The 14,811-nt window shown below is 61.5% G+C and carries 14 protein-coding genes; 4 read left to right on the top strand and 10 right to left on the bottom strand.

What is annotated here, in order from left to right; all coding sequences use genetic code 11:
• Positions 1 to 128: 128 nt before the first annotated feature.
• The 7 genes from ADU59_RS23680 to lepB form a co-directional block, all read right to left on the bottom strand.
• A complete protein-coding gene (locus tag ADU59_RS23680) occupies positions 129 to 1,556 on the bottom strand; it encodes a gamma-aminobutyraldehyde dehydrogenase (protein ID WP_068957206.1) in 1,428 nt (475 codons plus the stop codon).
• 25 nt (positions 1,557 to 1,581) lie between these two features.
• A complete protein-coding gene (locus ADU59_RS23675) occupies positions 1,582 to 2,397 on the bottom strand; it encodes an ABC transporter permease (protein WP_068957204.1) in 816 nt (271 codons plus the stop codon).
• Positions 2,387 to 3,343: an ABC transporter permease gene (locus ADU59_RS23670; protein WP_068957201.1), complete on the bottom strand. Its 957-nt coding sequence runs from the start codon at positions 3,341 to 3,343 to the stop codon at positions 2,387 to 2,389. Before ADU59_RS23670 ends, ADU59_RS23675 begins: the two co-directional genes overlap by 11 nt.
• Positions 3,340 to 4,338: an ABC transporter ATP-binding protein gene (locus tag ADU59_RS23665; protein WP_068957200.1), complete on the bottom strand. Its 999-nt coding sequence runs from the start codon at positions 4,336 to 4,338 to the stop codon at positions 3,340 to 3,342. The genes ADU59_RS23670 and ADU59_RS23665 overlap by 4 nt, the downstream gene beginning before the upstream one ends.
• 156 nt (positions 4,339 to 4,494) lie before the next feature.
• Positions 4,495 to 5,655: an ABC transporter substrate-binding protein gene (locus ADU59_RS23660; protein WP_068957198.1), complete on the bottom strand. Its 1,161-nt coding sequence runs from the start codon at positions 5,653 to 5,655 to the stop codon at positions 4,495 to 4,497.
• 128 nt (positions 5,656 to 5,783) lie between these two features.
• On the bottom strand, positions 5,784 to 6,695 hold the full coding sequence (locus tag ADU59_RS23655; protein WP_068957196.1) for a LysR family transcriptional regulator: 912 nt from the start codon (positions 6,693 to 6,695) through the stop codon (positions 5,784 to 5,786).
• Positions 6,696 to 6,743: 48 nt separating this feature from the next.
• A complete protein-coding gene (lepB, locus tag ADU59_RS23650) occupies positions 6,744 to 7,472 on the bottom strand; it encodes a signal peptidase I (RefSeq protein WP_068957194.1) in 729 nt (242 codons plus the stop codon).
• Positions 7,473 to 7,547: 75 nt separating this feature from the next.
• Here lepB and ADU59_RS23645 point away from each other — a divergent pair, with 75 nt between their 5' ends.
• The gene (locus ADU59_RS23645) at positions 7,548 to 8,459 is read left to right on the top strand and encodes an alpha/beta hydrolase (RefSeq protein WP_068957192.1); all 912 of its coding nucleotides are present in this window, start codon (positions 7,548 to 7,550) and stop codon (positions 8,457 to 8,459) included.
• Here the strand turns inward: ADU59_RS23645 and msrA are convergent, their stop codons facing one another.
• Complete coding sequence (msrA, locus tag ADU59_RS23640; RefSeq protein ID WP_425332050.1) at positions 8,460 to 9,104, bottom strand: peptide-methionine (S)-S-oxide reductase MsrA; 645 nt, start codon at positions 9,102 to 9,104, stop codon at positions 8,460 to 8,462.
• Between the two features lie 305 nt (positions 9,105 to 9,409).
• On the opposite strand from msrA, the gene ADU59_RS23635 reads away from it, so the two are divergent.
• A complete protein-coding gene (locus ADU59_RS23635; protein WP_068957189.1) occupies positions 9,410 to 9,811 on the top strand; it encodes an ACT domain-containing protein in 402 nt (133 codons plus the stop codon).
• A 4-nt stretch (positions 9,812 to 9,815) separates the two neighbouring features.
• Here the strand turns inward: ADU59_RS23635 and ADU59_RS23630 are convergent, their stop codons facing one another.
• Both ADU59_RS23630 and ADU59_RS23625 read right to left on the bottom strand, forming a co-directional pair.
• A complete protein-coding gene (locus ADU59_RS23630; RefSeq protein WP_068957325.1) occupies positions 9,816 to 11,816 on the bottom strand; it encodes a CocE/NonD family hydrolase in 2,001 nt (666 codons plus the stop codon).
• A gap of 26 nt (positions 11,817 to 11,842) precedes the next feature.
• Positions 11,843 to 13,432, bottom strand: coding sequence for an ABC transporter substrate-binding protein (locus tag ADU59_RS23625; RefSeq protein WP_068957187.1), 1,590 nt, complete (start codon positions 13,430 to 13,432; stop codon positions 11,843 to 11,845).
• A gap of 134 nt (positions 13,433 to 13,566) precedes the next feature.
• Here ADU59_RS23625 and ADU59_RS23620 point away from each other — a divergent pair, with 134 nt between their 5' ends.
• Positions 13,567 to 14,352 (top strand): helix-turn-helix domain-containing protein, encoded by a 786-nt coding sequence (locus ADU59_RS23620; protein WP_162493790.1) that lies wholly within the window; start codon positions 13,567 to 13,569, stop codon positions 14,350 to 14,352.
• Between the two features lie 83 nt (positions 14,353 to 14,435).
• Positions 14,436 to 14,780: a PAAR domain-containing protein gene (locus tag ADU59_RS23615; protein ID WP_139093212.1), complete on the top strand. Its 345-nt coding sequence runs from the start codon at positions 14,436 to 14,438 to the stop codon at positions 14,778 to 14,780.
• Positions 14,781 to 14,811 lie beyond the last annotated feature (31 nt).

The following is a 14,811-nucleotide window of genomic DNA, read 5'->3' as shown; positions in this document are numbered from 1 at the left end:
CTGTTGGGTTTTCCATTGGTTAGCGTAAAAATTGCAAAGACCGCGTTCTTTGAGGGCGCGGTCTTTGTTGCGAAGAGGGCAATGGCGGGAACCGAGGCGCTTTCCTGGGGTGGGTACTGAAACAACCCTTACCCGTGGTTGATCATCACGTGGCGCACGGCGGTGTAATCCTCCAGCGCATAGATCGACATGTCCTTGCCGTAGCCTGACTGCTTGACGCCGCCGTGGGGCATTTCATTGGTCAGCATGAAGTGGGTGTTGATCCAGGTGCAGCCATATTGCAGGCGGGAGGCGGCCTTCATTGCCTTGGAGATATCCTTGGTCCAGACGGAGGAGGCAAGGCCGTAGTCGCTGTCGTTTGCCCAGGTGACGGCCTGGTCGTTGTCGGTGAAGCGGGTAACGGAGACGACGGGGCCGAAGACTTCGCGCCGGACGATCTCGTCTTCCTGGGTGGCGCCGGCAACGACGGTCGGCTGGAAGAAGAAGCCGTCCTTGCTGCCGAGGGCGCCACCGGTGGTGATCTCGATATGCTTCTGCTCCGTCGCACGCTCGACGAAGCTTGCCACCCGGTCGCGCTGGCGCTTGGAGATCAGCGGACCGATCTCGTTTTCAGTGTCATCAGTGAGATTGTACTTGATGGTCGAGACGGCGGAGGTGAGGTCGGCGACCAGCTTCTCGTAGATGCCGTCCTGCGCGTAGATGCGGCAGGCGGCGGTGCAATCCTGGCCGGCATTGTAATAGCCGAAGGTGCGGATGCCGCTCACGACGGCTTCGAGGTCGGCGTCGTCATAGACGATGACCGGTGCCTTGCCGCCGAGTTCGAGATGGGTGCGCTTGACGGTTTTTGCAGCCGCCTGCAGCACCTTCTTACCGGTGGCGATATCACCGGTGATCGAGACCATGCCGATCTTCGGGTGGTTGATCAGCGTGTTTCCCACCGTGTCGCCACGGCCGAGAATGACGTTGACGACGCCTTCCGGCAGGATATCGGCGAGCAGCCTCGCCATTTTCAGCGCGGTCAGCGGCGTCTGCTCGGACGGCTTGAAGACGACGGTGTTGCCGCCGGCAATGGCCGGTGCCAGCTTCCAGGCCATCATCATCAGCGGATAGTTCCACGGCGCGATCGAGCCGATGATACCCACCGGATCGCGGCGGATCATCGAGGTATGGCCGGGCAGGTATTCGCCGGCCACCGTTGCATGCAGCGAGCGGATGGCGCCGGCAAAGAAGCGCCAGCAGTCGACGATAGCAGGCAGTTCGTCATTGCGCACGGCATTGATCGGCTTGCCGCAGTTCAGCGCTTCGAGGGCTGCGAATGCGTCGGCATCCTTCTCGATCGCATCGGCGATCTTCAGGAGATAGCCGGAGCGTTCGCCAGGTGTCGTCATCGACCAGGTGGCGAAGGCCCTTTCGGCGGCCTCGACGGCGCGCTCGATCTGCGCTTGCGAGGCCTCGGCGAGATCGATGATCCGGGCGCCGGTGCGCGGATTGAGGATCAGCTCCTCGGCCTCGGTGCCGGCCTCGAATGTCGATCCGATCAGCAATTGCGTGTCCATAGAAGTTCTCCCTTGATGTCCGGATTTATTTGCCGGCGCCGGCGATCTGGTCGCCGTCACGCGTGAGGTAATAGGCCGCCAGGATCGGCAGGAAGGTGACCAGAACCACCACCATGGCGACGACGTTGGTGACCGGCCGCTGGCGCGGGCGGATGAGCTCTTGCAGCATCCAGATCGGCAGGGTTGACTGCTGGCCGCCGGTAAAGGTGGTAACGATGACCTCGTCGAAGGACAGTGCGAAGGCGAGCATGCCGCCGGCCAGAAGTGCTGTGCCGATATTGGGCAAGATGATGTGGCGGAAGGTCTGGAAACCATCGGCGCCGAGATCCATCGAGGCCTCGATCAGCGAGCCGGAAACGCGGCGGAAGCGGGCGACGGCGTTGTTGTAGACGACGACGATGCAGAAGGTGGCGTGGCCGAGCACGATAGTCCAGAACGAGAAGGGGATATCCGCCATCGAGAAGGCCGAGCGCAGCGCAATGCCGGTGATGATGCCGGGAAGCGCAATCGGCAGGATGACCAGCAGCGAGATGGTCTCGCGGCCGAAGAATCGCGTCTGGCTGACGGCGGCGGCGCAGAGCGTGCCGAGCACCAGCGCGATGGCGGTGGCAATGCTTGCGACCTTGACTGAAAGCGTGAGGGCCGCCCAGACATCCGGCCGGTTCCAGGTGACGGCAAACCATTGCAGCGTCAGGCCGGGCGGCGGGAACTGGTAGCTCTTTTCCTCCGTCGTGAAGGCATAGAGAAAGATCAGCAGGATCGGGATATGCAGGAAGGCAAGGCCACCGATGGCGGCGATCTTCAAGGACAGCGGCGCGGAGGTGGAGCGGTCAGAGCGCATCGAAAGCCCCCATGCGTTTGGCGATCCAGAGGTAGAGGCCCATGATGACGATCGGCACGACGGTGAAGGCAGCGGCAAGCGGGATGTTGCCGGCCGTGCCCTGCTGCGCATAGACGGCCTGGCCGATGAACAGCCGCGACGAGCCGACGATCTGCGGGATGATGTAGTCGCCGAGCGTCAGCGAAAACGTGAAGATCGAACCGGCGACGATGCCGGGCAGGGCGAGTGGGAAGAGCACGTGGCGGAATGTCTGCTGCGGCGTGCCGCCGAGATCGGAGGAGGCTTCGATCAGATTGCCGGGCACGCGCTCCAAGGCTGCCTGGATCGGCAGGATCATGAACGGCATCCAGACATAGACGAAGACGAGGAAGGTGCCGGTATAGCTGACCGAGAGCGAATTGCCGCCGATAATGGGCAGCGACAGCCAGGCATTGAGCAGCCAGAGCAGATGCAGCTTGGTAAAGATCCAGGTGAGGATGCCTTCCTTGGCGAGGATCAGCTTCCAGGCATAGATCTTGACGAGATAGCTTGACCACAGTGGCAGCATGATGCCGAGATAGAACACGGCCTTCCATTTACCCTTGGCATAGCGCGCCGCGTAATAGGCGATCGGGAAGGCGATCAACGCCGAAAACAGCGTGACCACGGCCGCCATCGTGACTGTGCGCACGATGATGTCGAAATTGGCGTCCGACAGCAGCTGCCTGTAGGTGGCGAACGTGAACTCGTAACTGATCAGGCCGGAGAAATCGTCGATCGAGAAGAAGCTTTGCAGCAAGAGCGCAAACAGCGAGCCGAGATAGATGATGCCGAGCCAGAGCACCGGTGGGCCGAGCAGCGCGGCGAGCAAAACATGCGGATGCTTCCAGAGGAAATCCGAAATCCGTCCCGTCAGGCCGGGTTTGTTCGGCAGGATCGGTGCCTGCGTGGTGGCGAGCGCGCTCATGCATCCTCCATCAGATGAAGGTCGGTGCGCGAGAAAGCGAGCTGGACCTCGGCGCCGATCTCGGGAACCGGCATGGCGGCCGGGCTGGAGACGATGATCTTTTCACCGGCGCAATCGACGCTGACGCGATTGGTCGCGCCGAGGAAACTGCGGGCGGTGACGGTGCCGGGCAGGCTCAACTGTTCGGCCCAGGAGGAGCCGATGACGATGGCTTCCGGGCGCAGGCTGGCCGCGGCGGCGGGAACCCCGAGCCTGGCGCAGGTGGCGCCCGACAGGACATTGGACGAGCCGACGAAATCGGCGACGAAGCGGGTCTGTGGCCGCTTGTAGATATCTTCCGGCGTGCCGAGCTGCTGGATCTTGCCATCGTTGAAGACGGCGATCCGGTCGGCCATCGACAGGGCCTCGCCCTGATCGTGGGTGACGAAGACGAAGGTGATGCCGAGCGATTTCTGCAGGGTCTTCAGTTCCTCCTGCATCTGTTCGCGCAATTTTAGATCCAGCGCGCCGAGCGGCTCGTCGAGCAGCAGCACCTTGGGTTTGTTGACCAGCGCCCGGGCGAGCGCCACGCGCTGGCGCTGGCCGCCGGAGAGCTGGCCCGGCCGGCGCTGGCCGTAGCCCGGCAGCTTGACCATGGCGAGCGCATCTTCGGCTGCCCTGCGCCGTTCCTGCTTGCCGACACCCTTGACCATCAGGCCATAGGCGACATTGTCGAGAATGGAGAGGTGCGGAAAGAGCGCGTAGTCCTGAAACACCGTGTTGACGCTGCGCCGATAGGGCGGCACGCCTTCGGCCGTCTCGCCAAAGATCTCGATATGGCCGCCGGTCGGCTGCTCGAAGCCGGCCATCAGTCTGAGACATGTTGTTTTGCCGGAACCGGAAGGGCCGAGCATCGCAAAGAACTCGCCGGCGGCGATTTCAAGATCGACCGCATCGACGGCTTTGACCGGGCCGAAATGGCGCGAGACGTTTTGAAACAGGACGGCGGCGGTCATGGGGTACTCCGGAATTGTGGAAACGGCCCCTCATCCGGCCTGTCGGCCACCTTCTCCCCGTAAACGGGGCGAAGGGGCAGGCGGCAACCTCCGTCGTCCCCTCTCCCCGCGTGCGGGGAGAGGGTGAGGGTGAGGGGCTTTTCAGTTTTCTAAGGCTTACCGCCCGCCGATGACGCCGATATAGTCCGACACCCAGCGGTGATAGGGCACGCACTCGCTCTGGCTTTCGCATTTCGAGGTCGGGGTCTTCCAGAACTTAACCTTGTCGAAATCGTCATAGCCGTTGGCCTTGCAGCCGCCGTCGGTCAACAGCTCGTTGCCCTTGCAGGCAGCCCCGACCGACGGGTTGGCGCCGAACCAGGCGGAGACATCGCCCTGCACCTTGGGCGACAGCGAGTGTTCCATCCACATATAGGCGCAGTTCGGGTGGGCGCTTTCGGCATGCAGCATGGTGGTGTCGGCCCAGCCGGTGACGCCTTCTTCCGGAATGGTCGAGGCGATCGGCAGCTTTTCGGCCTGCAGCAGGTTGACCTGGAAGGGCCACGAGCCGGAGGCGACGACGCCTTCGTTCTTGAAATCGTCGATCTGGATCATCGCGTCGTGCCAGTAGCGGCTGGCCAGCGTGCGCTGGACGCGCAAGACGTCGAGCGCTGCCTTGTACTGGTCTTCGTTGAGCTCGTAGGGGTCCTTGATACCGAGCTCCTTGTTGTGGAACATCAGGTAGTTGGCGGCATCCGCCACGTGGATCGGGCCATCATAGGCCTGAACGCGGCCCTTGTTGGACTTGCCATCCGGCAGGGTCATTTCCTTGAAGACGACATCCCAGCTCTTCGGCGTTTCGCCCTTGAAGGCCTCGGTGTTGTACATCAGCACGTTCGGACCCCAGACATAGGGCACGCCGTAGTGGACGCCGTTGACGGTGTACCATGGCGACGACTGCATGCGCGCGTCGACGGTCTTGAAGCTTGGGATCAGATCAGTGTTGATCGGCTGGACACGCTTGCCGGCGACGAGGCGCAGCGAGGCATCGCCGGATGCGGTGACGAGGTCGAAGCCGCCTTCGTTCATCAGTGCGACCATTTCGTCTGAGGTTGCCGCCGTCTTGACGCTGACCTTGCAGCCGGTTTCCTTTTCGAAGGACGTGACCCAGTCATAGGCCTTGTCGGTTTCGCCGCGCTCGATATAGCCGGCCCAGGCGACGATCGACAGTTCGCCTTCGCCCTTGCCGAGTGTTTTCAGGGGCTCCTGGGCAAAAGCATGGGTGGAAAAGGCCAGAGAAAGGGTAAGCGCGGTGCAGGATTTCAGAATCTGCTTCATCGTCAGTCTCCCGGTTTGGTGTCCGAATTTTCGGTCTTGTTCCCGGAATGAAAGGTGCCTCGATTTCGCCGCTTTCGCAAATTCATTAATCAGAATGGTGTTATCGATTTTTCCGATATCGAATGGATTTATCGAGCCCTGCCGCTGCGCAATGCCTCGGCAACTCCGATAAAATCCTTGGCCGATTGCGGCAATCCCGACCCCTTGCGCCAGACCATGCCGACCTGAACGACGGGCAGGGCGCCGGAGACGTCACGGCTTTCGATGCGGTCGCCTTCCAGAGACCAAGGGCGGTAGACGAGATCGGGCAGCAGCGCGATGCCCGCGCCGGTGGCGACGAGGCTGCGCACGGCTTCAACGGAGCGGGTGCGGAAGGCGACATGCGGGCGGGCGCCAAGGGCTGTCAAAAGCTTGCCGGTGTTCTCCTCGATTTCATCCACGGTCAGCATGATCAGCGGTTCCTTGGCAATATCGGCGACCGAGATGATATCGGCCGAGACCAGCGGATGGCCGAGCGGCAGCCAGAGGCGATAGGGCGAGGTCTCGATGATCTCGGCCTGCAGAGCCATGCGGTCGCGCAGGTTGGAGATGACCATGACGGCAACATCGAGTTCGCCGCCAACAAGCAGATGTTCGAGATAGGAGCCATTATCCTCGATGGCGCTGACCTCGACGCCGGGGCAGGCGCGGCGGTAGCGGGCGAGCAGATCGGAGAGTACATAGCCGGCAACCAGCGAGGTAACCCCGAGATTGAGCTTGCCGCCGGTGCGGGACTCCCGTTCCTGCGAAAACGACCGGCGCGCATCTGACACGCCGGCCAGAATCTTGGTGGCATGGCGCAGGAACTGGTGGCCATTGTGGGTGATGTGTAGCCCGCGCGGATGGCGCTCGAACAGCTCGACGCCGAGGTCGCTCTCCAGTTCCTTGACGGCCTCGGTGATCGAGGATTGCGAGATCGACAGGTTCTGCGCCGCCCGGGTGACGGAGCCCTGTTCGGCGACGGCGATAAAATACTGGAGCTGACGGAGAGTGAAGGCCATGGTCGATAGTCAAATGCGATGTCGTAGGATCGCGCAAGCATTCGCTGCTCAGTTGACCCAATTTCTTCGATCAGGGGCGGTTTCATTGGTGAGAACGAATGATGCTTTTGCGTAAATATTTTCCTCCGGTACGAAACCGACGTCAAAACGACTGTCTGCGCTGTTATCGCGGTTGTCGCCCATCATAAAATAGTGTCCCGCTGGTACGAGGAATTCTCGGGTGTTGTCACCGCGCTCATCGTCGGAGAATTCGACGATGACATGGGTTTTCCCGCCAGGCAGCGTTTCAAGATATTCGATCAAATAGCCTTCGGTATTCCCGGGTATCGGAGTCGTACCCTGCCGTTCGCGTGGCACAATCACGTCATTTATGTACAGCCGTCCAGCTGTCACGCGGATACGATCACCTGCTTCTCCGATGATGCGTTTGACATAGTTGATGGATGGATCGGGCGGAAAACGGAAAATCACAACCTCTCCGCGTTTCGGAGCGTTATCGAAAAGGTTTATCTCAGGTCCCGAGTTGAAGAAGTAGGAAAATCGCTTGTATCCATAGGCAAATTTATTCGCCAACAACAAGTCGCCGTTCTGCAGCGTCGGGAACATAGAGTTCGCGGGAATGTGGAAGGGCTGGACGATAAAAGTTCGAATGATGACCGCAAGAAACATCGGCGCGGCGGCAACAGCTGCTAGCCCTGTGACAAATAGCGGTGGCGTCAGCAAAATGATGATAGCAAAGGTTGAGGCGGCACGAATATTTTTTAATTTTGAAAGCATCACAGCCCAATTCACAAATCTAGCAATTTATCGGATTCGAGATAACAAACGAATGTGCAACTGCATAGGGAAACAATGAGCAATCCAATTCCCACCGAACCCGGCATTCTCGCCTTCCACAAGCGCTGCGAGGAATTCTACCCCGCCGATGCCGTCGATGCGCCGATTACCCAGCAGCGCCAATGGTATGACGCCCTCTGTGCCGAATTCGATGCGCCGTCGCCGGAAGGGCTGATGCGGCGGGACGAGACGGTTGGTGGCCGCATTCCCGTGCGCCGGTACCGGCCAGCCGAAATCGCCACGCAGACCCGTGTCTTCTATATCCATGGCGGCGGCTTCGTTGTCGGCTCGCTGGAAAGCCATGATGCCATCTGCGCTGAGATTGCCCATGCGGCAAGGGCCGAGCTGGTCTCGGTGGATTACCGGCTGGCGCCCGAGCATGTCTGGCCGGCGGCGTTCGACGATTGTTTCGAGGTGCTGTTATGGCTGCTGGCCGATGGCCGGCCGCTGGTGATCGCCGGTGACAGCGCCGGCGGCAATCTGGCGGCGGGTGTGGTGCTGAAGGCCAAGGCGGAATTGCTGACCGGCATCGCCGGGCAGGTGCTGATCTATCCGGGGCTGGGCGGCGATCTGGTGTCAGGCTCCTATGCCGAAATGGCGGAGGCGCCGGGTCTGTCGACGGCCGATGTCGCCTATTACCGGGAGGTGCTGAAGGCGCCGGCGGAGAGTGCCTTTGCGCATCCGTTGAAGGCGGACGACCTCTTTGGCCTGCCGCCCGCCTATATCACTTCGGCGCATTTCGATCCCCTGCGCGACGATGCGGCGCTCTATGCGCAGCGGCTGATCGCGGCGGGCATTGATGTCACCTATCGCGACGAGCCGCAGATGATCCATGCCTGGCTGCGCGCCCGGCACATGAGCGCGGGCGCGCGCGACGGTTTCCTGCATCTCTGCCGCGGCGTCAGCTGTCTTGTGAGAACGCTGTGATCAGCCCTTGGCTTTGAGGACAAGAACCGGATTGGCGCTGAACTTCTTCGGGAAAAGCGCCTTGAGATTGTCGATCTTCGGCATGTCGTTATAGACGATGTAGGGATAGGTCGGGTTCAGCGTCAGGAAGTCCTGGTGATAGGCCTCGGCCGGATAGAAGGCCGTCATGTCCGACACCTTGGTGACGACTGGACCGCCATAGACCTTCGCCTTGTCGAGTTGGGCGATATAGCTTTGCGCAATCTTTTTCTGTTCGCCATTGGTGGTGAAAATCTCGGACCGGTATTGCGTGCCGTGGTCGGGGCCTTGAAAATTCAGCTGCGTCGGATTGTGTGCGACCGAGAAGTAGATCTGCAGCAATTGGCCGTAGGTCACCTCCTGGGGATTGTAGGTCACTTCGACCGACTCCGCATGGCCCGTATCGCCGCCGCTGACGGTTTCATAGGTGGCGGTCTCCCTGGTGCCGCCGGAATAGCCGGAAACGGCGTTCTTGACGCCCTTCACATGCTGGAAGACGCCTTGCACACCCCAGAAGCAGCCGCCGGCAAAGACGGCCTTTTCCGTTGTCGTGCTGGCCGTTTCATCGATGGCGGGAGGCGGGATGACGACGGCATCCTCAGCGGCCTTGCCCGATGTCGAAGACATCACAAAGAGGGCGGCGGCGATCGCGGTCACCGCGGCCAGCCCGAAGGCGAGGGGGCGCGTAGCCTTTTGCGCAAGCGTGCCTTTTTTGAAATCCGGCATGGTTTCCTCCTCGGATGATTGTCGGTCCGGTGCAGGACGCTCTGCCGGACGATTGCAACGATATGCGTCTTTGCTTTATCAGCAAACTGTGGCCTGACGCACGTTCACGGGTCAAATCGCAAATGCGTGCGTCACGCCAAAGTGAGAGGCGGCTGGAAATACGGCACGCGTTCGTGATGGCGTACCGGTCGAGAGGAATGGAACCTATGACGGCGATTACCGACCTTGACGTGCTGTTGCGCGAGATGCGCCCGGATTTGCGGCCCGGTAACTATGTCTATTGCACGGTTACGGCCGATGGCGATGTCGATTGGCGGTCGCTGTCGCCGCTCGGTTTCTTCCGCGAAGAGGAGGGGGTGACGCTGATCCTCGAGCGCGAAGCTGCCGACAGGGCCGGGCTCGCCTATGGGCCGGTGATGCGCTGCATCACGCTGACCGTGCATTCCGCGCTTGAAGCCGTCGGGCTGACGGCGGCGGTGGCTGCGGCGCTGACACGGCATGGCATCAGCGCCAATGTGGTCGCGGCCTATCACCACGACCACATCTTTGTGCCTGCTCAGGATGCAGAGCGGGCGCTTGTGGCCCTGGCAGAGGCCACGCCCGTCTGATCCGTCACATGAAGTCGCGCGGGGTACGCTTCTCGAAGGTCTTTTCGAAGATCTGCGTCTCGCCTTCGAAAGCCGACACCGAAGCCGAGGTCAGCCACTCCGTCGCCGTGCAGCCGATTCGTGAGACCGATACGGTTTTGACGGACCAGCCTTCACGCCTGGCGATGCAGGTCCAGGTCGAAACACCGGTCATCGACAACGGATCGTCGGTGGCGATGGTCCAGACCTCTTCGCGAATATCCTGGGTCGCCAGACCCGTATCCGGATGTTCGGTCAGACCGGTATCCTCGTGGATATGGTAGTGCGTCTTGCCCGTCGTCATGTCGCGCTCGACACGGCGGCTGGTCTTGCCCGGCGCAAGCTCGTTATATTTGGGCAGCGGATCGGGATTTTCAGGCTCCGGCAGGGTGATCGACCGGTGCTCGCCAAGCTTCGGCAAGGCAAGATCGATCGAGGCGAGGTCCAGCGTCAGGCCGGGATCGGAGGGCGCCGGCAGAACCATCGGCCAGTAGGAGGTGGACAACGACAGCCGGATGCGGTGACCGGCGCCGAAGCGATAGCCACAAGCGTCCAGCACCAGCCGGATTTTTGTCTTTTCTCCCTTCACCAGCGGCTTCGGCTCGGCATTGCCGTCGCGATGCGCCAGATTGAGCACGCCGAAGGTGACGCGGGTGGCGCTGCCGTCCGGATGGATATCGACGAGGCGGGCGACCAGATTGGCCCAATCGGCGTCACAGGCAAGCTCGACGGTCAGGACCGGCTGGCCGAGATAATCGGCGGCTTGCGTCAACGGCGCGGTTTCGAAGGTGAGCGAACCGGCATCGTCGATACGCTGGTCGCCGGCCATTTCGGCATCGGGCTTCAGCGTGAACCATTCACCGGAGGCGGTGCCGGTATCGAGCGGCGATTTCAGGTAGGCGGTATGGGCGTGGGCGCCGGCGATCGGCGAACCGTCGTTGAGGCTGCCGGACGGGTCGACGTGGAACGCCTGCATTTCCGGTGGCCGCCACTCATCCTGTGCCACCCAGAAACCGGGTTCGACATTGCGGCGCAGGGCCGGCTTTGGTCCATCGAGGATGAAGGCGCGCATCTGCGGCAGTGCCTCGACGCCGGTTTCCTCGTCGCGCAGCCAATGGTTCCACCAGGCGATCGCCTCGCCATGGAAGTCGGCTCGGGGTTTCGGCCACGCAAAATGCGGATATTTGTGTACCCAGGGGCCGATCAGGGCTTTCACCTTGCTGCCGAGACCTTCGGCCGCCTTCATCGGCGTGTTGCGATAGCCATCGGCCCAACCGGCGATGACCATGGCGGGGACCGGAAAACCGCCGAAATCCTCGCAGATCGAGCCGTGTTCCCAGAAGGCATCGCGGCGCTGATGCTCGAGCCATTCCTCCATGAAGAAGGGCTCGTTTTTCAGCCGCTCCAGCCACATGTCCTTCCATGCGTCGCCGACCAGCGCCGGATCCGGCGAGCGCGACTGATAGGCAAGCATGGTCGCGGCCCAGGAGAGCTGGGCGGAAAGATGCGTGCCGTTCTTGTAGTGGATGTCGTCGTTGTAGCGATCGACGGTGGAGGCGATGGAGATGACGGCCTTCAAAGCGGGCGGCTTGAGGGCTGCCACCTGCAGGCAATTAAAGCCGCCCCAGGAGATGCCCATCATGCCGACCTTGCCGTTCGACCAGGGCTGGGCGGCGATCCAGGCGATCAGTTCACAGCCGTCGCTGAGTTCGCGGGGGGTATATTCGCCGTCGATGACGCCGTCACTTTCGCCCGAGCCGCGAATATCGACGCGCACGCCGGCGATGCCGGCTTCGGCAAACACCGGATAGGTGGATTCGTCGCGGGCGTTCGTTCCACCGCGCTTGCGATAGGGCAGGTATTCGAGCACCGCCGGCACAGGGCTGTCGCTGGCGCCGTCCGGCATCCAGATGCGGGCGGAAAGCCGGGTGCCGTCGGCGAGAACGATCCACTCGTTCTCGATCAGGGTGAAACTGCGTTTGGACATGGTATCCATCTTGGTCATTCCGTTTTTCAATTGTCGAACCAGACGCGGCTTGCCACATATCCGTTCGAAAGATCGTTGCCGATATCGTCGACGAAGCCCTTCAGCGATGCCGAGGCGGCGTTCACATAGTCGTTGAACACCGGCAGGATCAGTCCGCCTTCGTCGCGAACCGTCAGTGCCATGGTGCGATAGAGGTCCTTGCGCTTGGTCTCGTCAAGCTCGGAGCGGGCCAGAAGAAGAAGCTTGTCGAAATCCGCGCGCTTGAAGCGGGTGTCGTTCCATTCGGCCGTCGACAGGTAGGATGTCGAGTAGCGCGAATCCTGCGTCGGGCGGCCACCCCAATAGGATGCGCAGAAGGGCTGGACGTTCCAGACATTGGTCCAGTAGCCGTCTTCGGGCTCGCGCTGGACCTCGATCTGGATGCCGGCCTTTTTCGCGCTCTCCTGAAACAGCACGGCGGCATCGACAGCGCCGGCAAAGGCAGCGTCCGAGGTGCGCAGCGGGATCGGCCGGTCGTGGCCGGATTTCTTGTAGTGAAATGCCGCCTTGTCCGGATCATAGGCGCGCTGCTCGATGCCTTCGGGCGCCAGCGCATAGTTTTCGTTGACCGGATAGTCGTTGCCGATCTTGCCGAAACCACCGAGAATCCGATCGAGAATGGCCTGGCGGTCGATGGCATATTTCAGTGCCAGCCGCAGGTCGTTGTTGTCGAAGGGGGCTGTGTCGCAATGCATGAGGAAGCTGTAGAAGCCCTTGCCGGCGGTTTTCAGGATCTCGACCTTCGGCGCACGCTTGAGCATCGGGACCGTCTTCGGATCGATGTTGTTGATGAAATGCACCTGGCCGGAGACAAGCGCTGCGACGCGTGCCGTGTTGTCGTTCATCACGATGATCTCGACACTGTCGACGAAACCGCGATCCGAGCGCCAGTCGGCAGTGTTCTTTTCGAAGGTGGAGCGCAGGCCGGCTTCATAGCTTGCAAGCTTGTAGGGGCCGGTACCGATCGTCGAGGTGGGATTGCCGACGCCGCCGCCCGGCTGGATGATCAGATGGTAGTCGGTCAGGATCAGCGGCAGGTCGGCGTTGCCTTCGGTCAGCGTCAGGACGAGCTCGCCGGCCTTGTCCTCGATCGTCTTGATCGAACGCATCAGGCCGAGTGCGCCGGACTTGGAGCTTTCGTCGGAATGCCGTTTCAGGGTCGCGATGACATCGGCCATGGTCAGCGGGCTGCCATCGTGGAACGTCACGCCGCTGCGCAGCTTGAATGTCCACACCGACGCATCGGGAGAAGGCGTCCAGGATTCGGCGAGGGAAGGCAGGGCAGCACCTGTCTTCGGATCGGACTCCACCAGCGTATCGCCCCACAGATGGCCGATGGTGAACAGGACGGAGCCGCTATAGGTGGCGGGATCGAGTGAATCGGTCGTGGCGCCGCCCTTGAGGCCGAGCTTGAGGTGACCGCCGCGCTTGGGATCTTCGGCGCGGGCCTTGCCGGCGATCAATGTGCCGGAGAAACCGGCAGCCAGACCGAGCGCGACCGTACCGCCGAGGAAGGTGCGGCGGTTGACCTCGCTGCCGGCAATCAGACTGTCCTGTCCCTTGGTGAAATCACGCATTCCGATGTTCCCTTTATGACTTGTTTCGCCGGAAACCGTAGCGGTAAACGCATGCCGCACAATTTCGCGACTTGACGCGGATTGACGCGACTTTACGCTGTGTCGGAATACAGAAGGAACGCCCCGTGCCCGACATCGATGCTTTTACCGAAAATCTGCGCTTTGCCTGCGCCACGCGGCCGTCGATCTCGCAGATTTGCCGCGAGATCGGTATCAACCGGCAGCAGTTCAACCGGTATATTTCCGGCGTGGCTCGACCGTCTGCGCATAACCTTTCCCGTATAGCCAATTTCTTCGCGCTGGCGTCCGTGGATTTCGATCTTGCCTCATCGGCATTCCAGGCGCGGCTGACGCGGCCGGATCGGCGCATGGTGGATGGCGGGCAGCTTCTGGAGGGGCTGCCAGGGGATCTGCCCGCACTGCGGCGGCATCTCGGATATTTCCAGACCTATCATCTTTCGCCGTCGTGGCCGGGGCTCATCGTCTGCTCCTGCGCCCGGCTATTGGAGGAAAATGGCTCGGTGCACATCAAGTCGATCGAACGCATCCACGATGCGTCCCGGGAAATCCGCCAGTATTCGAAATATGTCGGGCTGGCCGCCTTCTGGCGAAACCGGATCTTCATCACCGAGCGCAGCATCAGCCGGCAGCCGATGATGTCGCAGACGATCCTGATCCCGTTCGAGGTTCATCAGCGTGTCTATCTGCGCGGCGTGACGATGGGCGTCTCCTGGCGCAAGGAAAACCTGCCCTATGCCTCGCGGGTGATCTGGCGCCATCTCGGCACCAATCCCGACAAGCGGCAGGTTCTCTCACGTTGCGGCGTGCTGCCGGTGAACGCGCGGCAATTGCCGGCAACGGTGCGCAGCTATCTGGAAGCGCCGCCCTTCAACATCCTGTCCGTTCCGGAGAATTTCTGATCGGGTCTATGCGAATTGATACATAAAACCGGTCGCACCTGCGCGTATTCCGTCCTAATGTGTACCCGATAGGGGAGGTAATCATGATAATGCGGATCGCTGTTTCCGGGTGCGCCCTGTTCGGGTTTTCCGCACTGGCGGTTTCCGCCGACGATGCCTTGCCATCGCCGCTTGCCGGCTGCGCGATGTCCGGTGCCTCGAGTGTCTTTATCGGTGGCGCCCCGGCGCTGAGATTGTCGGATGTGGTCCATTGCCCGGCCGATCTCTATGAAATCGTTCCGGGGATCATGATCGAGGGGCAGCCATTGGTTCGCGTGCGTTCCGGATCATCAGAGAAAGCCGACTGCGCCACCAAGGGCGAAACGACGGTCACTGCCAACAGTCAGCCGATACAGCGGCTGGGCGACGTGAGCTGCACCACCAAGTGAATGGCTGTCCGTAACGGCCGTTCCTTCCCTT

This window comes from Pararhizobium polonicum, from assembly GCF_001687365.1.
Taxonomy (GTDB): Bacteria; Pseudomonadota; Alphaproteobacteria; order Rhizobiales; family Rhizobiaceae; genus Pararhizobium; species Pararhizobium polonicum.
The sequence above is the reverse complement of the archived record's forward strand: the minus strand, read 5'-3'. Positions and strand labels throughout refer to the sequence as shown.